Source organism: Laceyella sacchari, assembly GCF_004343255.1.
In the GTDB taxonomy this organism is placed as follows: domain Bacteria; phylum Bacillota; class Bacilli; order Thermoactinomycetales; family Thermoactinomycetaceae; genus Laceyella; species Laceyella sacchari.
In genome coordinates this window covers 64586-87770 of sequence record NZ_SMDD01000001.1, presented here as the reverse complement: position 1 = coordinate 87770, position 23185 = coordinate 64586, and the positions used below count along the sequence as shown (strand labels likewise).

21 protein-coding genes are annotated in these 23185 nt (G+C 50.7%); 5 read left to right on the top strand and 16 right to left on the bottom strand.

Going from position 1 to position 23185, the window contains the following annotated elements:
- Together EDC32_RS16170 and EDC32_RS16815 are read right to left on the bottom strand one after the other, a co-directional pair.
- Complete coding sequence (locus EDC32_RS16170) at positions 1-177, bottom strand: hypothetical protein (protein WP_158283159.1); 177 nt, start codon at positions 175-177, stop codon at positions 1-3.
- Positions 178-228: 51 nt separating this feature from the next.
- Positions 229-282, bottom strand: coding sequence for a DUF3709 domain-containing protein (locus EDC32_RS16815; RefSeq protein ID WP_375163191.1), 54 nt, complete (start codon positions 280-282; stop codon positions 229-231).
- A 79-nt stretch (positions 283-361) separates the two neighbouring features.
- Here EDC32_RS16815 and EDC32_RS00435 point away from each other — a divergent pair, with 79 nt between their 5' ends.
- Positions 362-2383 (top strand): M4 family metallopeptidase, encoded by a 2022-nt coding sequence (locus tag EDC32_RS00435; protein ID WP_132219581.1) that lies wholly within the window; start codon positions 362-364, stop codon positions 2381-2383.
- A 234-nt stretch (positions 2384-2617) separates the two neighbouring features.
- Here the strand turns inward: EDC32_RS00435 and EDC32_RS00430 are convergent, their stop codons facing one another.
- The 7 genes from EDC32_RS00430 to pdxK all read right to left on the bottom strand — a co-directional run bounded on the left by EDC32_RS00430 (position 2618) and on the right by pdxK (position 10335).
- Positions 2618-3406: a TIGR00266 family protein gene (locus EDC32_RS00430; protein ID WP_132219580.1), complete on the bottom strand. Its 789-nt coding sequence runs from the start codon at positions 3404-3406 to the stop codon at positions 2618-2620.
- 194 nt (positions 3407-3600) lie between these two features.
- Positions 3601-4512: an ABC transporter permease gene (locus EDC32_RS00425; RefSeq protein ID WP_132219579.1), complete on the bottom strand. Its 912-nt coding sequence runs from the start codon at positions 4510-4512 to the stop codon at positions 3601-3603.
- A gap of 6 nt (positions 4513-4518) precedes the next feature.
- Complete coding sequence (locus EDC32_RS00420; protein ID WP_132219578.1) at positions 4519-5529, bottom strand: ABC transporter permease; 1011 nt, start codon at positions 5527-5529, stop codon at positions 4519-4521.
- Positions 5530-5614: 85 nt separating this feature from the next.
- Positions 5615-7231 carry an ABC transporter substrate-binding protein gene (locus tag EDC32_RS00415; protein WP_132219577.1) on the bottom strand — a complete coding sequence of 539 codons (1617 nt, stop codon included), beginning with the start codon at positions 7229-7231 and terminating at the stop codon, positions 5615-5617.
- A 92-nt stretch (positions 7232-7323) separates the two neighbouring features.
- Complete coding sequence (locus EDC32_RS00410; protein ID WP_132219576.1) at positions 7324-8295, bottom strand: ABC transporter ATP-binding protein; 972 nt, start codon at positions 8293-8295, stop codon at positions 7324-7326.
- Positions 8282-9274 (bottom strand): ABC transporter ATP-binding protein, encoded by a 993-nt coding sequence (locus EDC32_RS00405; protein WP_132219575.1) that lies wholly within the window; start codon positions 9272-9274, stop codon positions 8282-8284. The genes EDC32_RS00410 and EDC32_RS00405 overlap by 14 nt, the downstream gene beginning before the upstream one ends.
- 248 nt (positions 9275-9522) lie before the next feature.
- Complete coding sequence (gene pdxK / locus EDC32_RS00400) at positions 9523-10335, bottom strand: pyridoxine/pyridoxal/pyridoxamine kinase (RefSeq protein ID WP_132219574.1); 813 nt, start codon at positions 10333-10335, stop codon at positions 9523-9525.
- Between the two features lie 206 nt (positions 10336-10541).
- Between pdxK and EDC32_RS00395 the strand changes: the two genes are divergently transcribed.
- From EDC32_RS00395 to EDC32_RS00380, 4 genes are all read left to right on the top strand, one after another.
- Positions 10542-12029, top strand: a complete 1488-nt coding sequence (locus EDC32_RS00395) for an FAD-dependent thymidylate synthase (RefSeq protein WP_211341878.1) — start codon at positions 10542-10544, stop codon at positions 12027-12029.
- A gap of 183 nt (positions 12030-12212) precedes the next feature.
- Entirely contained in the window at positions 12213-12545 is a 333-nt protein-coding gene (locus EDC32_RS00390) for a hypothetical protein (protein WP_132219572.1), read from the top strand.
- A 2-nt stretch (positions 12546-12547) separates the two neighbouring features.
- Positions 12548-12913 carry a hypothetical protein gene (locus EDC32_RS00385; protein WP_132219571.1) on the top strand — a complete coding sequence of 122 codons (366 nt, stop codon included), beginning with the start codon at positions 12548-12550 and terminating at the stop codon, positions 12911-12913.
- A gap of 278 nt (positions 12914-13191) precedes the next feature.
- Positions 13192-14604 carry an alanine/glycine:cation symporter family protein gene (locus tag EDC32_RS00380; protein ID WP_158283265.1) on the top strand — a complete coding sequence of 471 codons (1413 nt, stop codon included), beginning with the start codon at positions 13192-13194 and terminating at the stop codon, positions 14602-14604.
- 57 nt (positions 14605-14661) lie between these two features.
- On the opposite strand, the gene EDC32_RS00375 is transcribed toward EDC32_RS00380, so the two are convergent.
- The 7 genes from EDC32_RS00375 to EDC32_RS00345 all read right to left on the bottom strand — a co-directional run bounded on the left by EDC32_RS00375 (position 14662) and on the right by EDC32_RS00345 (position 23091).
- Positions 14662-16179, bottom strand: coding sequence for a chitinase (locus EDC32_RS00375; RefSeq protein ID WP_132219569.1), 1518 nt, complete (start codon positions 16177-16179; stop codon positions 14662-14664).
- A gap of 349 nt (positions 16180-16528) precedes the next feature.
- Positions 16529-17074, bottom strand: a complete 546-nt coding sequence (locus EDC32_RS00370; protein WP_132219568.1) for an isoprenylcysteine carboxyl methyltransferase family protein — start codon at positions 17072-17074, stop codon at positions 16529-16531.
- Positions 17071-18150, bottom strand: coding sequence for a type III polyketide synthase (locus EDC32_RS00365; protein ID WP_132219567.1), 1080 nt, complete (start codon positions 18148-18150; stop codon positions 17071-17073). The genes EDC32_RS00370 and EDC32_RS00365 overlap by 4 nt, the downstream gene beginning before the upstream one ends.
- A gap of 163 nt (positions 18151-18313) precedes the next feature.
- Positions 18314-19300, bottom strand: a complete 987-nt coding sequence (locus EDC32_RS00360) for a helix-turn-helix transcriptional regulator (protein WP_132219566.1) — start codon at positions 19298-19300, stop codon at positions 18314-18316.
- A gap of 178 nt (positions 19301-19478) precedes the next feature.
- Complete coding sequence (locus EDC32_RS00355) at positions 19479-19811, bottom strand: hypothetical protein (RefSeq protein ID WP_022737752.1); 333 nt, start codon at positions 19809-19811, stop codon at positions 19479-19481.
- Between the two features lie 278 nt (positions 19812-20089).
- On the bottom strand, positions 20090-20401 hold the full coding sequence (locus tag EDC32_RS00350) for a hypothetical protein (RefSeq protein WP_132219565.1): 312 nt from the start codon (positions 20399-20401) through the stop codon (positions 20090-20092).
- A gap of 71 nt (positions 20402-20472) precedes the next feature.
- A complete protein-coding gene (locus tag EDC32_RS00345; RefSeq protein ID WP_211341877.1) occupies positions 20473-23091 on the bottom strand; it encodes a type IV secretory system conjugative DNA transfer family protein in 2619 nt (872 codons plus the stop codon).
- Positions 23092-23185: the final 94 nt, after the last annotated feature.

Genomic DNA, 23185 nt, shown 5'->3' with positions numbered 1-23185 from the left:
TCAAAGCCGCAAAAAACCCTGTTTGATGACATGGGCCATTTTCTTTCTCCGTTCTTCCAAAAACCGCGAGTATTCAAGGCTGGTCCAATTGTCAGGAAGGGCGTGCATCTCCATCATCTCCGACAATTCAGCGGAAGGAATCCCGTCAATGTCTCTCCTCCTCCATCCCTCCACCACAAACTGGATTAAAACCCCATTTACATCCCCTTTTTTTGCCTTACGAGTTAATTAATTTATTAAAATTTTGCATTGATATTTACTTCTACACACACATTGTCTTATTATTCATTTTATAAATCTAATTATTATAATTTGACACATAATTGGATTTCTTAATCTTCCGCAAAAGGAGTTGAAAGGGATGGGAGCTAAGAAATTTACTGCTTTCGCAGTGGTTTCGACCATGGTGTTTACTCTGGCCACCGCCAATGTGTACGCAGCGCCAGGGGAACAACCGACAAAGGCGAAGAAAATGGCCGTGTTGGAGAAATTATCAAAACAATCCAAAGGGAAAGAAAAAGTCACATGGAACAAGAAAAAAGGGGTTCCCACGTTTGTGACAGGCAAGCTTTCGGATAAAAAGGCCAAAACCCCGGCTGATGTGAAGAAGATCGTGGAGGAGAACAAAGCGCTCTTCAACATGGATTCTGCTTCTTCCGAACTGTCCCTTATTTCGCAAGAGAAAGATGCCTTGGGATTCACGATGTATAAATACCAACAAGTATATCAAGGAGTGCCGGTATTTGGCAACGAACTGATCGTCCATACTGACAAAAACGGCACTACTACTTCCATCAACGGTTATTATGACCCCGAGGTAAAAAACTCCGGGCTAAATACCAAAGCGACGCTGTCATTGGCGCAAGCACTCAACAAAGCGAAGGCGTCCGAGGGCGTAGCCAATGTAAGCAAATTCGACATCCAAAAAGGCAAATTGCATGTATATGAAACCCAAAAAGGCGACTACCACTTGGTTTATGTGATCACACTGTCCACTCTGGAAGGCAAACAGCCCGTCTATGCCGATGTATTTGTGGATGCGCACAATGGTTCGATCTTGCACAAAATCGATAAAGTAAATCATGCAGCGGCCACTGGCACAGGCACGGGCGTGCTTGGCGACACGAAGACGCTAAACACCGATTCTTACAGCGGTGGCTACTATCTGCGCGACATCACCAAACCAATGTATTCCACTGGCGGCAAAATTGAAACCTACACTGCCAACTATGGCACAGCCTTGCCAGGCACGCTGTTAACTGACGCCGACAATGTGTGGACTGACCGCGCAGCTGTGGACGCCCACTACTATGCCGGCAAAACCTACGACTTCTACTACAACAAGCTGGGACGTAACTCCTTTGACAATAGAGGAGCCACTTTGAAGTCCACCGTTCATTACAGCAGAAATTACAATAACGCCTTCTGGAACGGAACACAAATGGTCTATGGGGATGGAGACGGCAGTCAGTTCACCTCGTTGTCTGGTGCGCTGGACGTGGTGGCCCATGAGATCACCCACGCTGTCACCGAGCGTACAGCTGGTCTGGTTTACGAAAATCAACCTGGTGCATTGAATGAGTCCTTCTCTGATGTGCTCGGCAACTTGGTGGAAAACAAAAACGACCCGAAATGGCTCCTCGGTGAAGACGTCACCACGCCTGGCATCGCCGGCGACGCATTGCGTTCGATGTCCAATCCGAACGAGTATGGCCAACCGGGTCACATGAATGAATACCAAAACCTGCCCAACACCAGAGAAGGAGACTGGGGCGGCGTTCACATCAACTCCGGTATTCCGAACAAAGCATTCTACAACTTCGTCACCACACCTGGCATCACCAAAGACAACGCCGGCAAGATCTGGTACCGTGCGCTGACGCAATACCTGACTTCCTACTCCCAATTCATTGACGCACGCAATGCCACCATCCAAGCGGCTACCGATCTGTTTGGCGCCAACTCGCTGGAAGCGACTGCCGTAGCAAATGCTTGGGCCAGCGTAGGCGTAGGCTCCAGCGGAAACAACGGCGGCAGCGGCGATGCTTACGAACCAAACGACAGCATGTCCGCAGCCAAAGCCATGATTTCCGGTACTACCTACAATGGTCTGATCAGTAGCCCCACCGATGTGGACTGGTTCAAATTTACGCTCAGCAAATCAACCTACCTTTCGCTCAGTTTGACCAATCTTCCAGCAGACTACGACCTGTATCTGTACAACTCGTCTGGCACTTTGTTGGCTAGATCGGAATACGCCGGCACCTCTTCGGAATCAATAGCGGGCACCATCCAAGGCGGAGCTACCTATTATGTGAAAGTGGTCGGCTACAACGGCGCCATGAGCACAACCAAACCCTACGCGCTAAAAGCAACTTATTAAGCAACACCTCGGCATCATCTTTCATTTGACTTGGGTGTGTCTGGCAAATCAAGTTGAAACTGGCCTGATCATCAGACACGCCCTAAACGATAAAGACTTGCCTTCCCCAAACAGGGAGAGAGCAAGTCTTTTTTTGCACAAAAGAAGCGTGTGCGTCTCGTTGGGAAGCGCACGCTTCTTCCAAATCATCCTTGTTCCAGCAGCCTCCGCTTCAAAGTTCGCCGCACAGTCCATTTAATCCCCGTCAAAGAAATCTCCCAAGCTCCCCAAAATACTCCCTTCTTCTTTGCGTCCGACGGCCGGTGCCGCGGCAAAGATCCGACTGGCCAAGCGGCTGAACGGCAGACTTTGGATCCAGACTTTCCCCGGCCCTCGCAAGGTGGTAAAGAAGAGACCCTCTCCCCCGAACAAAGCCGTTTTGATCCCGCCGACGAATTGGATGTCGTATTGGATCGAGGCAGTCATCGCCACCAGACACCCGGTATCGAGCCGAATCATCTCCCCTTCGCTCAACGCTTTTTCAACGATGGTACCGCCCGCATGGACAAAAGCCAGTCCGTCTCCCTCCAGTTTTTGCATGATAAAGCCTTCGCCACCGAAGAAGCCAGCCCCGATCTTGCGTTGCAACTCAATGCCTATCGACACACCTTTGGCAGCGCAGAGAAAAGAGTCTTTTTGACAAATGATCTTCCCATTGTATTGTTTCAAATCAAGCGGGATGATTTTGCCTGGATAAGGCGCTGCGAACGAAACGTTTTTGCGCGTGGAGCCTTCATTGGTAAACACGGTCATAAACAGGCTTTCACCGGTAATGAGGCGTTTTCCCGCACTGAACAGTTTGCCCATTAATCCCTTGCTCTCTTTGCTGCCGTCACCAAAGATGGTTTCCATCTGAATGGTGTCGTCCATCATCAATAGGCTACCCGCTTCTGCAATCACGCTTTCCCGGGGGTCGAGCTCAATCTCCACCAATTGCATGTCATCGCCGTAAATGCGAAAATCGATTTCGTGTGCAGATGCCATCTGATCCGCTCCTCTGTTGTCATTGTAGTGTGTCAGCCACACCGTTCTTTTTGCTCATTTCTCTTTCTTATGTTCCCGCAATTGGTATCAACTTATCACTTTTGCAAAAAAAGATCCGGCGAAAATGCCAGATCTGCGAGCTTGTCTGCTGATATAAAGATTCGACTGGTGCCAATCCTTTCTCACACGGTAAGTTATTGTTTCATACGCGGGTCAAAAATGTCCCGCAATCCGTCGCCAAGCAGATTGAAGCCCAAGACAGTAATCATGATGGCCACGCCAGGAAACACCATTGTCCAAGGAGCCAATTGCAGATAGTCACGAGCGTCCGACAGCATGGTCCCCCACTCTGGATCAGGCGGTTGCGCCCCCAAGCCCAAGAAGCCGAGAGCGGCCACCTCAATTACCGCAGTCGCAAAGCTTAAGGTGCCTTGCACCATGATCGGCGTCCAACAGTTGGGCAGGATGTGATGCCAGAGAATCCGGCTGTTCTTCATTCCGATCGCCCGCGCAGCCAAGACGAAGTCTTCTGCTTTCACACTGAGCACGCGCGATCGCATCAACCGACCAAACGTGGGAATATTAATGATCGCAATGGCAATCAGGGCGTTATTCAGGCCCGGACCCAACATAGCCACAATCGCAATGGCCAACAAAATGCTGGGAAAGGCCAGCATGATGTCAAACAGGCGAGAAATCAACGTGTCTTGCCATTTCCCATAATAACCAGCAAGCAAGCCAAGCAGGCTACCCACCACAATAGAACCAGCAATGCTGATAAAGCCCACCCATAAAGAGATGCGGGAACCGTACACGATCCGTGTGAAAATGTCCCGGCCAAGGTCGTCCGTGCCAAACCAATGCTCAGCCGATGGAGCGGCCAAGGCATCCGGGCTCGGTTCTGTGTAGTCATAGGGTGTGATAACCGGGGCCAAGATTGCCAAAATGATAAAGATCAGCACTAACACACTGCCGATGACGGCCGAACGGTGCCGTAAGAACGCGCGCGCAAAATCACGTGCCGGATTGTCCGGTTGGGTGGAGTGGGACACGGCGCCTGCTTCGGCAAGATTGGTCACTGGTGGTTGAACGTTGTCAGTTTGCATCCTGCCTCACTCCTTTCCATATTGGATGCGCGGATCGATCCAGGCGTACAGTAAGTCGACAATGAGATTGATTATGACGAATATGAAAGCCAGCACGAGAATGCCGGATTGGATGACCGGATAGTCGCGTGAATTGATCGCGTCATAAATATATCGCCCAACCCCAGGCCAGCTGAAAATGGTTTCCGTCAAGACCGCCCCGCCGAGCAGCAAGCCCAGTTGCAAACCGACCACCGTCAAAATGGGGATCATGGCGTTTTTCAGCGTATGTTTATAAATAACCAAAAACTCGGATATCCCCTTGGCTCTAGCTGTGCGGACATAATCTGAGCGCATCACTTCTAACATGCTGGACCGGGTCATACGGGCAATGATCGCCATTGGAATTGTACCAAGTGCGATCGCTGGCAACAAAATATGCTTTAACACATCCCCCAACATGGCCATATCGCCAAACAGCAGAGCGTCAATGATGTAGAAGTACGTGATTGGCTCGTATTCCATCCGCGGGTCTAACCGCCCGTTGGAAGGAAACCATCCCAGCTCTTGCGCAAACAGCCATTGCTCCATCAAACCAAGCCAGAAGATGGGGATAGACACACCGATAAGGGCAATGAACATCGAGCCGTAATCGAGCCAAGAGTTTTGGCGCCATGCCGATAAAATGCCGAGATTGATACCAAAAAAGAGGGCGATGGCGATAGCGACAAAGGACAATTCCGCGGTTGCCGCCAAGAAGGGACCAATCTCTTCCGAGATTTTGGTCTTATTGACCAACGATGTCCCCAGATCTCCTTGCAACAATGCTTGCAAATATTTGAAATACTGGATATAGACCGGTTGATCCAAACCCAGATTTTGCCTGATCTCTTGCAGTTGCTCCGGTGTGGCTTTGTCACCTGCGATGGTCTTGGCCGGATCTCCCGGTATGGCGTGGACGACCGCAAACACAATCAGCGACATGCCTAGCAGCACCGGAATCAACATCAATAACCGTCGTGCAGTATATGCCAGCATTTGATTTCACCACCTCATCCCTATCGATCATCATGGATGCAGAAAGGGTCCACCACCGCCTAAGCCATGGTGGGCCCTCCGCCACTTATTGCGCGAAGTCGACTTTTTCCAAAAACAGCTCCGTCGTGGGGTGCGTTTTGAATCCGATCACTTCTTTTTTAGCCGCATAGGGGACGGTGGCATGGGCAATCGGCACCCATGGCGCGTCTCGCTTAATGATTTCCTGCGCTTTCATGTACAGTTCTGCCCGTTGCTTTTCATCGCTCAACTCTTGCGCTCTAATGAGCAGGTCGTGCAATTCATCATTTTTGTAGAGGGCGATATTCGCAGCGTCCGGCATACGGGTGTTATCCTTGTCTAAGAGTACGTACAGGAAGTTGTCTGGATCACCGTTGTCCCCGTTCCAGCCGAACAAGGCCATCTGGTGCTCGCCTTTACCCGTTTTGTCCAAGTAGATTTGCCAGTCATGAGTAACGATTTTCGCCTTTACCCCGATTTTGGCCAGATCGGCTTGGATGTACTCGGCGATCTTCTTGCCGTCCGGCATATAAGGCCGGGGAGCAGTCATCGCGAAGAATTCCACTTCCAATCCGTCAGCATAACCCGCTTCCGCAAGCAATTGTTTCGCTTTGTCCAGATTAAATTCATAATCTTTCACATTTTTGTTGTAACCCAACATAAATTCCGGCATGGGGTTGATCGCTGGTTTGGCCAATCCAGAGTAGAAATTTTTAATCAACGCTTCTTTGTTGACCGCATGGTTGAACGCTTGACGCACTTTGGGATTGTCAAACGGTTTCTTTTCCGTGTTGAAAGCAAGATAACCCACGTTCATACCTACTTGTTTGAAGACCTGCAATTTGCTGTCTTTCTCTGCCGGGGCGACATCGGTCGGATTCAATCCGTCAATGATATCCACATCCCCCGACTTGAGCGCAGTGAAGCGTGCGGAGTTGTCGGGAATCACTTTGAAAATAACTTTGTCTAGTTTGGGCTCCCCTTTTCTCCAGAAATTCTCATTTTTCACCAGGGTGATCGTGTCATTTTTCTTCCATTCTTTCAGCTTGAACGGCCCCGATCCCACTGGGTTACGCGTAAATGCGATCGGATCTTTTTTCACCGCGGTGGGTGAGGCGATTCCAAACGCAGACATTGCCAAGTTTTGCAAAAATGGTGCCTGTGGGCTGGTCAATTCAAACTTGACCGTAAATTCATCAACAGCGGTAACGCTTTTGATTTTATGTCCCGGATCCCCTTTATAGCCTCCAAACATGTATGCGTAGTAAGGGAAGTCTCCTCCTTTGTGCTGGGGATGGTTCTTGTCAGCCCACCGCTCGAAGTTAAACACCACGGCTTCGGCGTTAAATGGGGTTCCATCATGAAACTTCACGTCTTTGCGCAATTTGAAGGTCCATACTTTGGCATCTTCGCTGGCTTCCCAGCTTTCAGCCAAACCGGGTACCACATCTGTGTTGCCCTCGGCATACTCAACCAAATTGTCAAAGATCTGGTCTGTCACCTTGGTGGACTCCCCATCGGTGACGAGGCTTGGATCAAGCAACTTGGCGTCTTCCCCGCGCCCGTAAATCAATGTTTTGTCATTCTTGCCATTGCCCGCGCTTTTCTTCTCCACACAACCAACCAAAACAGATGAAAAAATGAAGATTGCTATGAGTGATACCATCCATAATCGTTTTTTCATTCCCTTTCCTCCTTTTCACGGATCTTAAATCAAAACCTGCTTCGGTGTTGCTTGGCCCTCACCCCCTTTGGTGAGAAAACCGAGAGTGTCACTCATGCCTTTGTGTTATGCAAATGGCAAGCCACAAAATGACCACCACCGGCATCATCAAAGATAGGACGTGTTTCTTTGCACACATCCATCACATGGGGGCAACGTGGATGAAAAGCACATCCTTTCGGTGGGTTATCTGGGCTTGGCACGTCTCCGGACAAGATGATGCGTTCTTTTTTGGCATCGGGATCGGGCACCGGCACAGCAGACAGGAGTGCTTCCGTGTAGGGGTGAAGTGGCTTTTTATACAGCTCATCGCGGGGAGCCAGCTCGACCAAGCGACCCAAGTACATCACGCCAACCCGATCACTGATGTGCTTGACCACGCTGAGATCGTGTGCAATGAAGATGTATGTCAGCTCAAATTGCTCCTGTAAATCCATCATCAAGTTCAGCACTTGGGATTGGATGGAAACGTCCAGTGCTGACACCGGTTCATCCGCAATAATCAGCTTAGGACGGGTAGAAAGGGCGCGAGCAATCCCGATCCGTTGCCGTTGGCCGCCGCTAAATTGGTGCGGATACCGGCCTGCGTGGCTCTCATTCATCCCGACGACATGAAGCAATTCCCGCACTTTCTCTTTGCGCTCCTGTGCGTCACCCAAACCATGAACGATCAACGGCTCTTCGAGAATAGTGGATATTTTTTGGCGTGGATTGAGCGATGCGAAGGGATCTTGAAACACCATCTGCAAGTCCCGCCGTACCTGCCTCAATTCTTCTGCCTTGAGCTGAAACAGTTTCTTACCGGCAAACTCCACTTCCCCCGCTGTCGGCTCATACAAGCGCATGATGGTGCGACCCGTTGTTGATTTGCCGCAACCACTTTCTCCGACGAGCCCCAGCGTTTCTCCGGGTTCCACAGAGAAGCTCACGTCATCGACGGCTACCACTTCTCCCACTTTTCTGCCCAACACCCCGCCGTAGATGGGAAACGTTTTCTTCAGATTGCGCACATCAATCAGTGCCATGATGCGATTCCTCCTTCTGATGCAAAAAACAACGGCTTACATGCCCTTGTTCCACCGGCGCCAAAGGCGGCACTGCCTGCCTACATACATCCATCACCTGCATGCACCGTGGAGCGAACCGGCATCCCGCCGGCATCTGATACGGATTGGGCACTTGCCCCGGAATGGCATACAACCGTTCCTTTTGCTCATCCAATTTGGGAATCGATTGCAACAACCCTTGAGTGTAAGGGTGTCGAGGCTGTCTGAACAAGCGGTATCGGTCGGTTTCCTCCACTACTTGCCCGGCGTACATGACTACAATCCGGTCGCACATCTCGGCGACGACACCAAGGTCGTGCGTGATCAAAAGGATCGCCGTGCCAAACTCTTCGTTCAAGCGTTGCATCAACTCAAGAATCTGTGCTTGAATGGTGACATCCAGTGCGGTCGTCGGCTCATCGGCAATCAACAGGCGAGGGTTCAAAATCATGGCCATGGCGATCATAACCCGTTGTCTCATCCCACCGGACAGCTGATGCGGATACTCATCCAAAACGCCTTTCCGGGCTATTCCGACTTTTTCCAGCATCTCCCGTGCCAACTCCCGAGCTTCGGCCTTGCTACACGACCGGTGAGCACGAACCGCTTCAATCAATTGGTTGCCGATGGTAAACAGTGGATTGAGCGAGGTCATCGGCTCTTGAAAGATCATGGCCATGTCTTTGCCGCGAATCTGCCGCAGTTCCCGCTGACTCGCTTTAGTCAGGTCGGTGCCTTGAAACCGGATCGATCCGTCCACGATCTTGCCAGGAGGTTGGGGCACCAAGCCCATCACGGCCAAAGACGTCACGCTCTTGCCGCAGCCGGACTCACCGACCAAGCCCACGATCTCCCCTTCGCGAATGGTGAGATCCAGCCCATCCACCGCTTTCACCACACCTTTATCTGTAAAAAAATGCAACTTCAAGTGCTGAATCTCCAACACAGGTTGGGTCATTGGATCACCTCAGGGATACACCGTAGTGTGTGAATTGGGAATGTACAGAATGATTACCTGTTTTTTATTAGATTAAAAATATTTTTAACTCAATATATTCTACCAATTCGTAAGTTAATCCTTCAACATTTAATTTATATATCCCAAAACTAAGCATTTTTGATTTACCAGATTTCGGTTGTCGAGTACGCCGCAATAAAAAACGCCCCTTGTGCGAAGGAGCGTGGTTATCTATGTCATAATGTGACTTAGTTTTTCCCATATATCCGTTGTGCCGCATGCAGGGTGGGACCAACATACTGGTTCAGCGGGAATGAATGACGAATCGCCTCGGTGATGAAAGCTTTGGCCGTCTCAATTGCTTCCCGCACCGGCCGGCCCTTGGCCAATTCCGCAGCGATGGCCGCTGAGTACGTGCATCCGGCCCCGTGCGTGTAGGTGGTTTCAATCCGTTCGCTTTCCATCACTTCAAACGACTTCCCGTCATACAGGACATCGACTGCCGCTTCATGTTGCAATTTGCCGCCGCCTTTGACCACGACGATTTGTGCCCCCAAGCCATGGATTATGCCGGCAGCTTCTTTCATTTGTTCAACCGTGGTGATCGGACCAAGCTTGCTCAATTGTCCGGCTTCAAAGAGGTTGGGAGTAACCACAGTCGCCTTGGGCACTAGCACTTCGCGCAAAGCGTCTGCCAGTTCGGGGTGCAATACCTCATCCGTGCCTTTGCAAACCATGACCGGATCGATCACGGCTGGCACGCCCGCTTTGTCAATCGTATCGGCCGCCAGCTCAATCAATTCCACTGAGCCGAGCATACCTGTTTTCAAGGCATGAATGCCAATGCCGTCCACTATCGTTTTCAATTGTTCACGAACGACATTCATGTCTACGGGGAATACCAAGTGATTCCAGCGATTGTCCGGGTCCATGGCCACGATGGTGGTCAAAGCGGTCATGCCGTACACACAAAGCTCCTGGAATGTTTTCAAATCGGCCTGGATGCCCGCTCCCCCGCTGCTGTCGGATCCGGCTATGGTTAAAGCTTTATATATTGCCATAAAAAATCCCCCCATCGCATACTTCTAGCAAATATTACTCTACGATTCATCATACCTTAATGTGCCAAGGGGAGAAACCCCTTCCCTCTCCAACCACAGTTTGCCCACGGCCTCCCTACACTGGATGAACATGGTTGCAATCCCCATGCCTACAGGCGGACAAATTTTGTTAGAATGGAATGATGAATGCAGGAGGGATGAATGAGATGAACACTGAGCACAAGGTTGATCTAACCCGTTATGTGTCCAATTTGGACCGGAATGTCTACACCATTTTCAACTTGCCGGAAGAAGTGATTGCGGTAATCTTCGCCTATGTGAGCCGCAGTTCGCTCAGTTTTCGCGACAATCTGGCGAAGTTGCTTGCCGACGACGAGCTGGCGGTAAACGAACAAAGCGGCGGACTGGCCACCTCTTATTCAGAAAAAGCGGCGCGCTTCCATGAAAAATGGGTGGTTGGCTATGGGCATTCCAGCGTCGCCGAACATGCTGTCGCCCATATCGGCATCGAGAAAATCAGCCGCCTCGCTTCCGCCGAACTGGAACTAGCCAATTCATTCAACAGCTTCACAGAGTACAGCCAGCGGTACCAGCGGCCTGCGCGCGGGGACATTTACATCCCTGAAGAGCTGGAACAACAACCGGAATTGAAGGCCGACTACTTGGCGCTACAAGACAAAGCGTACGATACATACGAAGCGTTGATGGCGGGTCTCATTCCTTACCTCAAGCAAGCTATTCCACAAAACGAAGGGGAATCGCCTCGCGCTTACCAATCAAGAGTTGAAAAAATCGCGTTTGAAGATGCCCGCTACGTGCTCACTCTGGCTACGCTGACCAACTTGGGCATGACTGGGAACGGCCGCGCACTGCGCGACACACTGGTCGCCCTCTTAACTAGCGAACAGGCCGAATCCCGGCAGTTGGCGCGTGACATGGAACGGGAGATTAGCCAAGTGATCCCCACCTTGCTCAAATACGTTGAACCCAACGCCTATGTGGCCGAAGCGCGGCGCAAGCTAAGCGATCGATTCGGCACAATCCAGCCAACCACCCAGGCCATCAAGGGCCCCCACGCACGGTTCACCCGCTTGCCGGAATACCGCGACGCCCTGACCCTGTTGGCCACCCAGATGCTGGTCACTTACGCCGGCCTCTCTTACGATGCGGCGAAATCCCACGCTGAAACCTTGCCGCTCGTCGAGCTGGAACAGCTGGCCCAAGACGCTTTGTCGGACTTGCGCTTCTTTGACAATCCGCTTCCGGAACTGCAACATCTCCATTACCAAATGGAGTTGGTCATCTCGGAAGCCAATTGGCATCAACTGTTGCGACACAACCGACGTGCTCACTTCAGCTTTGGCCAACCGACCGTCCACCTCGGTTATACAACTCCGCCACATGTGGAAGCCGCCGGACTGGCCGAACGGTATCAGTCTTTCATTGACGAAGCCGAAGCAGTGGTGCGGAAATTGGCAGATTGGAACCCTTCCATCGCCCAATACGCAGTGACCAACGCCCATCATCGCCAGGTCACGATAACGGCCAGCTTATGGGAACTATACCATCTGATCAATCTGCGCACCTCACCCGAAGCACAATGGGATATTCGCGACACGTTTCAACAACTGCATGAACAACTGCAAGCAGCACACCCGGCATTAGCGAGATACGCCAAACGTCGACTGGGCTGATCCGAAGGGCTCCCTCGAAAGGGGAAGCCCTTTTTTCTCATGCCATGCGTCTCTTTTTACGCAGATTCGATGTATAATGAAAATAGGAGTTTTCTACACTAGGAGGTGCCTGGAATAAAATACAGCACGAATGCATTCCAGGTACAAGGAACAGGATGATCAGACGAGAGGAGACTGTCTCGCATGTCTAGAGCATTTGCCCGTGAAGAACTGATCTCCGCCAATGAATTGAAAGAGATCAGCAAAGACCAATTATTTGAAGAGAAACTGCACGCGTTTCAAAAGTTGGGGTTGGTGCACAATAACGAGCTTCGCGCCGTCATTTTAGATATTAAAGCGTATGAGCAGCTGTTGGACCGTTTGGAAGAATTGGAGAATATGCATGAAGACTTGCGCCTCGCCGATGAAATGGCTGAACGCCTCCAAATTGCCAGCACCGAATGGATCGAAAAATCCCCCCATCAAACCCGACTCCAGTTTCTATCACAACTGGCCGAAACCAAAAGGACTCCTTGACGATGAAAGAGGTTTACCATCCATGCTTCCGTGATGATCTCGCATTTCTGCACACGGTGCTGGGAAAAAAGAAATTTCAAGAATGCCTGATACAAATCGACCGTGCCGTTGAACAGGTCCTGCGCAACCCAACCAAGGCCGCTTTGCTCAAATATCCCCCACTTACCGGATTCCGCAAAAAAAAATTTTTCTCCATCGGCCGACCGCGCAAACGGCAACGCCCCAACATGCGCTTACTGTACCGCTATGTGCCCGCTGAGCAAACCATCTACTTCCTGTCTGTCGGATTGCGCATCGCGGAGCGCCCCCGTAATCCCAACGATGTCTATTCGCGTGCCCGGGAACGCGATTTTTCTCGCTGGGAATAGGCAGAATATTATAACACTGCACACCTCTAGCCGATAGAGGATGTTGGCCCGTTACTCACACGATCAGTTGGCCGACATCCTCCGTTTATGGCCTTCCTTGGAAAATCCCCCTGCCCCCACATCTCGCTTCACGTAAAACAGAAAACGGCCTGACAACCACTATTTGTTGTAGAATATCAGTCAGTTTGTAAAATTAATCCAATGACTTAGTAAAACATTTATGATATAAAAGAATTTGGTAAGGTTGTGTCTTTTTTATGAAAAGAGGTGACGAGATCGTGGAAATGCTAGGGCAATTGGTTACACAGATTAATGACTTTTTATGGACTTATATCATCATTACCTTGTTGATCGTCTTGGGATTGTATTTTACATTTCGTTCAAAATTCGCCCAATTCCGCTTTGTCGGTGAAATGATGCGTCTGTTGGGCGAAGGGCGCGGCAACAACAAGAACGGAATCTCTTCCTTCCAAGCGTTTTGCATCAGCACTGCCGCGCGCGTCGGTGTAGGTAACATCGCGGGTGTGGCAACGGCGATTGCCTTGGGCGGCCCGGGCGCAGTCTTCTGGATGTGGCTGATCGCGCTGGTCGGAGCGGCTTCGGCATTTGTAGAAGCGACGCTCGCCCAGATCTATAAAATCAAGGACGGAGACACATTCCGGGGCGGACCGGCCTACTATATGGAAAAAGCCCTCGGACAACGTTGGATGGGAATCTTGTTCGCCGTTTTGATCACCATTTGCTTCGGCTTGGTTTTCAACGCCGTGCAAGCCAATACGATCACGGTGGCCTTTGAATCCAACTACGGATTTGACCGCGCCATCTTCGGTTTGGTCCTCGCCGGCACATTTGCTTTCATCATCTTCGGTGGGGTGAAACGGATCGCCAAAGCGTCTGAGCTGATCGTTCCGGTTATGGCGATCGCTTATATCCTGTTGGCACTATATGTTGTTGTAACGAACCTGTCTGCGATTCCCACGGTCTTCAAACATATCTTTATGGGTGCCTTTGGTTTGGAGCAAGTGGTAGGCGGTGGTATTGGCGCCGCGATGATGCAAGGGATCAAACGCGGCCTTTTCTCCAACGAAGCGGGAATGGGGAGTGCACCCAACGCTTCGGCCACAGCGGATGTAACCCATCCGGTAAAACAAGGATTTATCCAGTCATTGGGCGTGTTTGTAGACACCTTGCTCATCTGTAGCTCCAGTGCCATGATCGTGTTGATCTCCGGAGAATTCACCAATAGCGAACTGCCGGGTATCGTCATCGCCCAAAACGCCCTGAGCGCGGAAGTCGGTGCGTGGGCCGGACATTTCCTGTCTTTTGCTATCTTGTTCTTCGCCTACTCCAGCTTGATCGGTAACTACTACTATGGCGAAACCAACATCGAATTTATCCGCAACAGCAAAGTATGGCTGACCATTTACCGCTTGGCCGTCGTCGGCATGGTCATCTGGGGTTCAGTCAGCAAGGTGCAAATCGTATGGGATATGGCCGACTTATTTATGGGCCTGATGGCGATCACCAACATGGTGGCGATCGGCTTGTTGGGCGGCATCGCCTTTAAAGCGCTCAACCACTATATTGAACAAAAAAGAGCAGGCCTTGACCCTGTCTTCTATTCCGACAGCCTCCCCGGCTTGAAAGGGATTGAAGTGTGGGAAAAGAAATCTGACAAAAAAGCAGGCTAAACCGCCTGTGAAAAAAACTCCCGCCAGTGGGTTTGCACTGGCGGGAGTTTTTCTTTGTTATTTCAACGAATCAAGCGAATTGCGAACGGGGTTGGAAAACGCATGGCCGGAAGCGGCATCCCAATTGATCGACCAAGTCATTACACCGCGGAAACCGGGGTAGCCACCCGTTTTGACCAGCTTGTACGCTCCACCGTACGATTGGCCTTTCACCAAGTACTTCAACGCCTTATCAATGTTGTCCGGAGTGGTGTAACCACCCGAAGCCGCTGACGGACTTGCCGGCAAGCCGATCGCCACCTGATCTTCTCTTAATCCCGGGAACACGTTGTTCGGATTGTTGCCCACCGGGAACCCTTGCAACAGCATCTCGGCCATGGCCACTTGGAAATCAGCCGTCCCTTGTGTATAACTCTTGCCGTCTAAGCCGACCATCGAACCAGAATTATAATGTTGCACATGAATGAAGGTCAACTTGTCCCGAAGCGCATGGATCACCGGCAAGTAAGCGCCCCAAGGACCACCGTATGACAGGTATCCCCCTTGCACATAAGCCGTTTCCGGCGCCATCGTCAACATAAAATCACTGCCGAACGAGTCACAAATGGATCGAATGGCGTCAATCATGTTTACAATGATGGGGGTAGTTGGATGCTTAAAGTCCGTATCCCCGGACCCAACCGCAAGGGAACTGCCTTCCAAATCGATATCCATACCGTTGAAACCATAGGTCTGAATAATGTTTTTCATTGAATTAATGAAGTTTTGTTTGGCGGTCGCATCATGGAGTTGAATATGACCATTAGCCCCGCCAATCGAGATCAACACTTTCTTGCCCATCTGTTTGAGGCGAGCGATGTCGGCTTTAAATTGTTCGGGTGTCGCATTATAAGGAGTAAATTGCATATGCCCAGGAGCTTGTCCACTTGGTTCAGCGAACGCCACTTGAATCACGTCATATTTGCTTGACACCTCCCCCAGCTTGAGCGTGGTGGAGCCATTGTCAAAATTATGCCAGTATCCGATCAACAATTTGTCGCCAGCTGGTGCGCCACCCCCGTCATCCGAGGAATCAGTGGTCACCGTCACACTATTGCTCGCACCGGATCGATTGCCAGCCGCGTCCTTCGCTTTGACCGTAAAAGTATAAGATGTGTTAGCACTGAGCCCCGTAACCGTGTATTGCGTCTGGTTGCTTACACCTGCCAAGTTGGCGCCGTTATACACTTCATAGGCGACCACTCCCACATTATCCGTGGACGCTGTCCAAGACAAGCTGACACTGCTTGCCGATTTGCCAGTCACTTTCAAATTAGCCGGAGCACTTGGTGCCGTAGTATCATCAGAGCCGGAAGAAACCAGCTTCCACAGCGCAGGCACATTTGGCGGTTCCCAGCCAGGCAACGATGTATGCGATTGCAAGCAGGAATATACATTCCCCTGATATGTCACCTGATCCCCCTGCTGATAATTAACATGGGGCGCCCATTCGCTGGCGGCGAAAACGCCGATGGGCAAAAGAGCAGCCAATAGCAGGATGACAACCGACAATGCACATAAGCGGCGTTTGTTCATTTCCATCCCCCTGTTCATCCCAAGATATAGATAATGTTTTCAGTATTTTAATAAATCTTTCTATTTTTATTTAATCATATCCCTATTCAGAAAACAATGATTTATCTTATCATCTAGTTGTTATAACAACTATCCAAATAAAAAAGCCACTCTTATTAAAGAGTAGCTTCTTTACCAGCAATCATCATTTGTCTTATTGCAGATTTACCATCTGCATCGCTTCCCGAACTGGCTTATAGTGATCGCGGTCAGTGTGCATGCAAATAATCATGCACGATGTCAACGCATCACTACTCACCCAACGGCTCTCGCCTTCATCAAGCATCCGGTTTCACACGGCCAGCCTTTCTCACATCCGCCGTGTCGGCATCCGCTCTTCATAACATGTCCATTCTCGCCACGCCCGTTCTTCAGCCGGAATTCGCACGCCAAAGAGGAGGAACGCATTAAACACTGACACCACCACCATGGTTACAAATGCCCCCAACATCAAGGGTAAACAGATTAACTCCATGATCACCACCAGATAATTGGGATGCCGCAGGTATTTGTACGGCCCTTTTACCCGCGGTTCTTGCCCCGGGACGAGCAGGATGCGCGTATTCCAGCACCGCCCCAACGAACGAATACACCAGATACGCGCCACTTGCGCCAACACAAAAATGATGAACGGCACCATCCACCATGATGGCGGTTGTGCTCCATATCCCAAGCACTCCACAATTAGGCCCACAAACAGCAAGACGTGAACCGTGACCAGCAACGGATAATGCTCCCGTCCGATTTCAACCGCACCCTTCGCTTTCATCCATCGAGCATTTTTCTCCGCCATCCAACACTCACCGAAGCGTTGCAGGATCACAAACAGCAACAGTCCCCATTCCCATTGATTCATCTCTCTCCCCCCTTCGCTTGTAATAAAACCATTTCCAAGCTAAATCCCGGCCCCAAAGCAGCCAGCAACCCCCTCTCTCCCGAAAGCAACGGTTGGCGGCGCAAGTCTTGTTCCAACACAAACAAGACTGTGGCCGAGGACATGTTGCCATATTGCTTCAACACCCGGTAGGCACTCGCCAACTTGTCAGGAAACATACCTAACGCTTCCTCATAAGCCTCCAGCACCTTCTTCCCGCCTGGATGCATAAATAAGCGGTCAAGCCGGGGGACGGTCAACTGATGGGTAGCCAAAAACGGCTCTAACACCCCTTTGACTTCTTGCTTGATCAAAGTGGGAATGTCCCTGGAAAAAATCACCTTCAACCCATCATCCATAAAATCCCAACCCATGACATCTAGCGAGTCCGGCCAACAATAGCTGGCAGCATCGGTAACTTCCCAGTAAACCCCATCGGATCGAGCTTCTCCTGTCCCTTCCGTTACCAGAACGGCAGCCGCTCCATCCCCAAACAGCGACGTGGCTACTAAGTTGCTTTTGCTACGGTCTTGGCGGCGGAAAGTCAAGCTACAACATTCTATCGCAACCAACAGCACGCGGTCGCCGGGGCAAGCTTTGGCAAACGCCGCAGCCCGTGCCAATCCCGCCGCTCCTCCGGCACAACCCAGCCCCCAGATCGGCGTACGTTTCACGTTGTTACGCAAGCCCAAGTAATTAATCAGCCTGGCGTCTAAACTGGGGGTGGCCATGCCGGTCGTGGAGACAACCAGCAGATGGTCAATTTCATCCAATGCGATATCAGTTTGCGCCAAACAACGCTGAATCGCTTCTGCGCCCAGACGACATGCTGTTTCTACATACGCTTCATTTTTCTCTTGAAATGAATGCTCCCTCTCAAACCATTCAAGCGGTTTGCTCACATATCGTGTAGCTATGGCCGTGTTTTCAAAGATCTTTAACAGCCTTTCAATACCTGGAAAAGTCTCTCCAAACAGGCGCTTCGCAAACTGTCTGGCTTCAATCTGGCGGAGTTCGTAGGGCGGAACAGCGGTTCCCACTGCAATGATTCGCGGCATAATCCAGCCTCCGATTTTCCTTTGTTTTCCATTAGCATCCCCTGATTGGGCCAAGCTATGCAAAAACTCCCCCAGATTTGGGGAGTTTCGCGGGAAAACAAAAATGCACCTGTTTATCAGAGACTGCCTAGAGTTAGTTGTTGCACCTCTGTGGTATGTACCTTCAGGGAAGTTCGCCTTGGCCGTCCATGTGCCGCCCGTAGTGCTGTAGCACTGCCTGTGCCATCTGGATAATTTTCGTTCGGAGCGTGGCCGGGGCACGCACCCGTATCTGATCAGCAAAACCCAATACATACTCTGCCGCCTCTTGTTCTACATCAAACCACAGAGTGGCAGGAATCCATCCATCTGGCAAGGGGGTGTCCGTTTGAATCTCTTTAACAATGCGTCCGCCAAACCGAAGTCGCTCTACAATTGCCGGGGACAACTCCACTTCAATCCGATATTGCGGAAGGTTTTCCACAAAGGCTTGTTTCGACTCGTGCCAATAATCGGCCAGCCGAAATGAGGCAGGGCGGATGAAGGTTTCTTCCAACCGATCCACCGCTTGGATGCGGCTCATCCGGTAGGTGCGCATGCCTTCTCCAGTCCGCGCGACAACATACCACTTGCTTCCCATTGCCACCAAGCCCAGCGGATCGATCTTCCGCTCCACGATGTGCCCGTCTGCGCGTTCATATCGCATACGCACCCGTTGCTCACGCCACACCGCCTGTTGTATCTCCCTAAAAAACCGAACCCTGTCCGTGGTCTGCCTCCATGTGCTGGTATCAACATAGATGCGTTCCCATATCTGCTCTGCTGCCTGGCGATAAGCACTTGGCATAGCGGCCATCAATTTCTGCCGCGCCAGCCGTGCTTGCCCAGCTATCCCCAAATCTTGCAACACATGCAGTGAAGGCGCAATAAACAAAGACGAAATCTCTTCCCGATTAAGCACCGTCAACTTCGCACGAAAATCATCCAAGAGGCGCCAACCCCCGGTTTTTCCCCGTTCGGCCACAACCGGGATACCAACCGCGCTCAAAGCATCCATGTCACGGTGAATCGTGCGCACGGAAACTTCCAAGGCTTGTGCCAGCTCTTTGGTGGTCATTTTCCCGCGTTGCTGTAGAAACAATAAAATGGAAAGCAACCGATCCGCCCTCATGTTCCCACCTCCTGTCAGTCACATCCAGTGCGTGCCACCAAACTTCCCCTGTTTAAACAAGAAAACCAGCCTGCTCCCTGATGGCGGACTTATCCTCAATCCTATAAATCATGTTGCCCCACACCCTTCGCTCCAAACAAAATAGCACCCAAACCCCATCGGTTGGATGCCATCACCCTTAAAAAGACAAAAGGAAACTGTAATATATCGTCACAAAAAGCATGAGCAAAAACACCATGCTGTAAAACTGCGTGAAGATCCGCAAAGCTGGCGACTGCACCCGCTCTTTAACCAGAGCAAGAATTTTGCGAGCCAGCCACACAAACGGCGGCACCAAGAAACCCAAAATGAACACATGTACCCATCCAACATACAACGTGCGTTGCCACTGGGTCGCTTGCTCCATCGAAAAGCCAAGCCACATGAGCATACCCCACCGGCCAGCCAAAAACACCGCAATCAAGATGACGTAATATACCATCCACTTCCGTTGCACAGACCAACCCTCCATCTGCGAATTCATCCTTGTCAGTATAACAGATGAAGCGCTTCAGGTATATGGAGTTGCCGAACACAGCTTACGGCTGTAGGCTTGAAGGTGGTGTTGAGCCTGCACTTTTGGTCGCTTTAGCGGAAAATGGCATCGTTATTGAACCTTGGGCGCGGGCAACCATCGCATCTCAGATTGCCCGCTTTCGACTCAGCCGGTTCCCTTTATTCTATGCGCCCTTCCTGCTACTTTTGAAACCTTCAAGAAACACGCCAGAAAGCTTATATTTGGTGGTTAGGTTATTTTTTGATATACGTCATCAATTTCCAAACAACCAAGCGCAATAAGCCCATGATGACAGCGGCTACCGCGCTCGTCAGGATGTTTTGATCCATATGAAAGTGAAACATAGAAAACCCTAGTACCACCCAGGCAATAGTAATACTAAGTGTGGCCGACCAGAACAGTAAGGCGCAAAATACGACAAACGAAATCACCATAAGCGAGGTGGATTGGATGGAACTTCCCACCACATAAGAAATGAACGCGACTTCCACAAATAGGATGACTGACCGAAACAAATGGAATATCGCCTTAAACATATTGAACATCGTCTTCGCCTCCACCCCTCGGTCTCTTGGTAGCAAACCGATCCCGGCAGGCGCGGGATCGGCAGTCTCTTTTAATTCGCTGATTCGGAGCGCTTGTCAAAATAGAGGGACTGGTTCATATATTCGGCGATTTCGCGATCCACTTCTTCGATTGGACGAACTTCGGATGACTCCTTCATGATCTCCAAACCCCACTCCAGTCCCCACTGCAAGGCATCATCTTTCTCCTTGGTGCGGTGATCTGCCACTTTTCCATCGGGCCGATAGACCACCGGCGGTTCATTCTGCACGACACAGGTGGTCACATCACTGCGTTGGCGCCGCTTTGAGCGGATGTATACGGCGGCGTGCCGTTCTGGCAATTTCTCCAAGAAGCTGGATGTAACATGTTTACGCGTAATGCTTTCCACTTCGTCCGACCCTTCTGTTTGTCCGCAACTCAACACCATCCCAATATTGGACCGGATGGCCTGCATCAATTCCTCGTTGTTGAAATGGTCGATTTCACGCGTGATCAATCCCATGCCAAACGGATACTTGCGGTCTTCTTGCAGGATTTCCGTCAGTAGCGGAATTTGCACCAAGTGCACTTCATCCACCATCATCAAATGGAATTTGGAGCCTGTGGTTCGTTTACGGGCTACTTGGTAATACTGGTTGATCAGCTGCCCGATGGTTACCAGGATGTCATAATCTTTGAGCCCGTAAGTATCAAACATCACCAGATGGCCTTCATCCATGTATTTATTGATATCCAAGCTCATCTCTTTCTGGCAGAACAGCCGGCGCATGGTCGGACTTTGCAGCAAACGGTCAATCCGGTGCAAAACCCGCTCCGCCTCCCGCTTTAATTCCGCTTCGTCTACATTGGCCCAGAAGCGCTTGACATAAGGGTCCTGCACGTTTTGAATCACTTGGTTGCGAAACGCTTTGTTGCGGAAAATATCATCAATGCCCAAGATAGTGTGCGTTTCACTATCTTCCAACAAACTTTGGATTGCCATCGCCATGAGGCGTTTGGAGCGGGACAGCGCCTCATCCGCTTCTTCAAACGTCACCAGCACCGTCGCCAGCTGTTCAGCCAACTGGTTGGTCGACATTCCTTCAACTTTGTGCAACAAGTTTAATGACGGAACATGGGTCGCATCGTGGGTGAGGTTGAAATGGTGAATCTTCTCTTTTGGTATATTCACCCCTACCTTCTCGGCGATGCGCAGTCGGTTCTCGATGATGGGAATGATCTCCCGTGCCGGGTCGATGATGGTGAAGCCTGGTGCTTCATCGGGGTTATCGAACCACTCATCCAAAATGGATTGAATCATTTCCACGGCCAAGCTTGATTTTCCCATCCCGCTGGCCCCGGTCAAGATGAAGTGTTTGCTGAGCTGTTCGTAGTGAACGCGCACTTCCCGCTGTTCGAGCGGATGATGGATTTTCCCGATCAAGACGCCTTCGGTCCATTCATCTGGCTTCAAAGAGCGTTGGTTGTCTTCCAAGTGCACGATATAACCGCGCGTGTCAGGGCCTTCTTCCTTCGCTTCCTGGTAAATGTAGTGATTAGACGGCGGAATATGCAAAAGATTGGCAATCTCATCCCCCGTCCACGTCATAATCGTCCAAGGATATGGAATCGGAACCAAATTGTTGTCTCTCAATGGATTCCACCAGTCATGGCGGATGAATTGGATCGCTCCATCGTATTTGAGCGCCGTTTCCACTGATTCAGCGGTAGAGCGCACGACAGAGACGGCGTTTTCAGAATTAGACCAGACCGACAATCGCACATGAAAGCTCAGTTCCCGCCCGGTGAAGCGTTGCACCAAGCTGACACGGCGGGAGCGCTCTTCCGGGTCCATATCTTTCGTTTTTTTCCGCTTCAAGTCATCGACAGCATCTTCCGTCCGCTCCTCCACCTCTTTCCAGCTGACAGGAGAGAATTGAAGATCCAGATACGTTCCCGGCCGCAAACAGTTCAATATGCTACCCAATTGACTCTGTTTCTTCTGACTCAACGAAGCGAGCGGCAACCCTTTGTTCTGACCAATCTTAAAGATAAAGTGTCCGCCCGAACCACCTTTGTCCGGTCCCGGGAATTGCTCCTCCGGGATATCATGCAGTTCTGCCGCGGGATAAACACTACGTAGCGTGTCTTTCACACTGTTTTCCTTATCCCCCGGATAAGCGAGATAAATGCCGATCTCCTTACTGTTTGCCGGCAGAGCAAACCGGAGTCGAAACCATGGGCGGCCGTACCGCAGGCGCATCCGGATGGGACGAACCATGCCCCCAAATGTTCTCGTCAATTCTTCTATTTTATCCAGGTCCAATTCGATGCGATTAGACGGCAGAATCCGCAAGTAACGCACTTGCTCCTCCGCCCGTTTCCGATAATGGGACTTGGTCATCAGCTGAGTACCGACAATCGCTCCAATAATGATAATCGCTAAGAGAATGACGAGCGGAATCCAAGATGACAATTGGCCGCCAAGCCATTGAAAAGTGTTACTGACCGCTTCCTTCGCTTCCTCGGCCTTTCCTCGCTCACCAAACAGTCCCTCCAGGAACCGCCAAACGTACAAGACACCGATCAACAGACCTAAGCCGAGAACGCCAAAGAAAAAATATCTTGCGACAAGGCTGAGCTGGTCATTGCCGCCTTTTGGAACTTTATTCCACTCACCGAACAACATACTCCCACCTTTCTGCCGAAATGCCCACTTCATTGTCACATTTTCGACAAACATATCCTTTTACAAATTCGCCATCTAGCATGAGACAACCTCT

What these genes read in the sequence shown, in the direction of transcription:
- EDC32_RS00405 (WP_132219575.1), bottom strand. Translation starts at nt 9,274, where the DNA reads ATGACCCAACCTGTGTTGGAGATTCAGCACTTGAAGTTGCATTTTTTT.
- EDC32_RS00375 (WP_132219569.1), bottom strand. Translation starts at nt 16,179, where the DNA reads ATGAACAAACGCCGCTTATGTGCATTGTCGGTTGTCATCCTGCTATTG.
- EDC32_RS00435 (WP_132219581.1), top strand. Translation starts at nt 362, where the DNA reads ATGGGAGCTAAGAAATTTACTGCTTTCGCAGTGGTTTCGACCATGGTG.
- pdxK (WP_132219574.1), bottom strand. Translation starts at nt 10,335, where the DNA reads ATGGCAATATATAAAGCTTTAACCATAGCCGGATCCGACAGCAGCGGG.
- EDC32_RS00395 (WP_211341878.1), top strand. Translation starts at nt 10,542, where the DNA reads ATGAACACTGAGCACAAGGTTGATCTAACCCGTTATGTGTCCAATTTG.
- EDC32_RS00385 (WP_132219571.1), top strand. Translation starts at nt 12,548, where the DNA reads ATGAAAGAGGTTTACCATCCATGCTTCCGTGATGATCTCGCATTTCTG.
- EDC32_RS00365 (WP_132219567.1), bottom strand. Translation starts at nt 18,150, where the DNA reads ATGCCGCGAATCATTGCAGTGGGAACCGCTGTTCCGCCCTACGAACTC.
- EDC32_RS00390 (WP_132219572.1), top strand. Translation starts at nt 12,213, where the DNA reads ATGTCTAGAGCATTTGCCCGTGAAGAACTGATCTCCGCCAATGAATTG.
- EDC32_RS00415 (WP_132219577.1), bottom strand. Translation starts at nt 7,231, where the DNA reads ATGAAAAAACGATTATGGATGGTATCACTCATAGCAATCTTCATTTTT.
- EDC32_RS00410 (WP_132219576.1), bottom strand. Translation starts at nt 8,295, where the DNA reads ATGGCACTGATTGATGTGCGCAATCTGAAGAAAACGTTTCCCATCTAC.
- EDC32_RS00350 (WP_132219565.1), bottom strand. Translation starts at nt 20,401, where the DNA reads ATGTTCAATATGTTTAAGGCGATATTCCATTTGTTTCGGTCAGTCATC.
- EDC32_RS00425 (WP_132219579.1), bottom strand. Translation starts at nt 4,512, where the DNA reads ATGCAAACTGACAACGTTCAACCACCAGTGACCAATCTTGCCGAAGCA.
- EDC32_RS00345 (WP_211341877.1), bottom strand. Translation starts at nt 23,091, where the DNA reads ATGTTGTTCGGTGAGTGGAATAAAGTTCCAAAAGGCGGCAATGACCAG.
- EDC32_RS00420 (WP_132219578.1), bottom strand. Translation starts at nt 5,529, where the DNA reads ATGCTGGCATATACTGCACGACGGTTATTGATGTTGATTCCGGTGCTG.
- EDC32_RS00355 (WP_022737752.1), bottom strand. Translation starts at nt 19,811, where the DNA reads ATGGAGGGTTGGTCTGTGCAACGGAAGTGGATGGTATATTACGTCATC.
- EDC32_RS00360 (WP_132219566.1), bottom strand. Translation starts at nt 19,300, where the DNA reads ATGAGGGCGGATCGGTTGCTTTCCATTTTATTGTTTCTACAGCAACGC.
- EDC32_RS00430 (WP_132219580.1), bottom strand. Translation starts at nt 3,406, where the DNA reads ATGGCATCTGCACACGAAATCGATTTTCGCATTTACGGCGATGACATG.
- EDC32_RS00370 (WP_132219568.1), bottom strand. Translation starts at nt 17,074, where the DNA reads ATGAATCAATGGGAATGGGGACTGTTGCTGTTTGTGATCCTGCAACGC.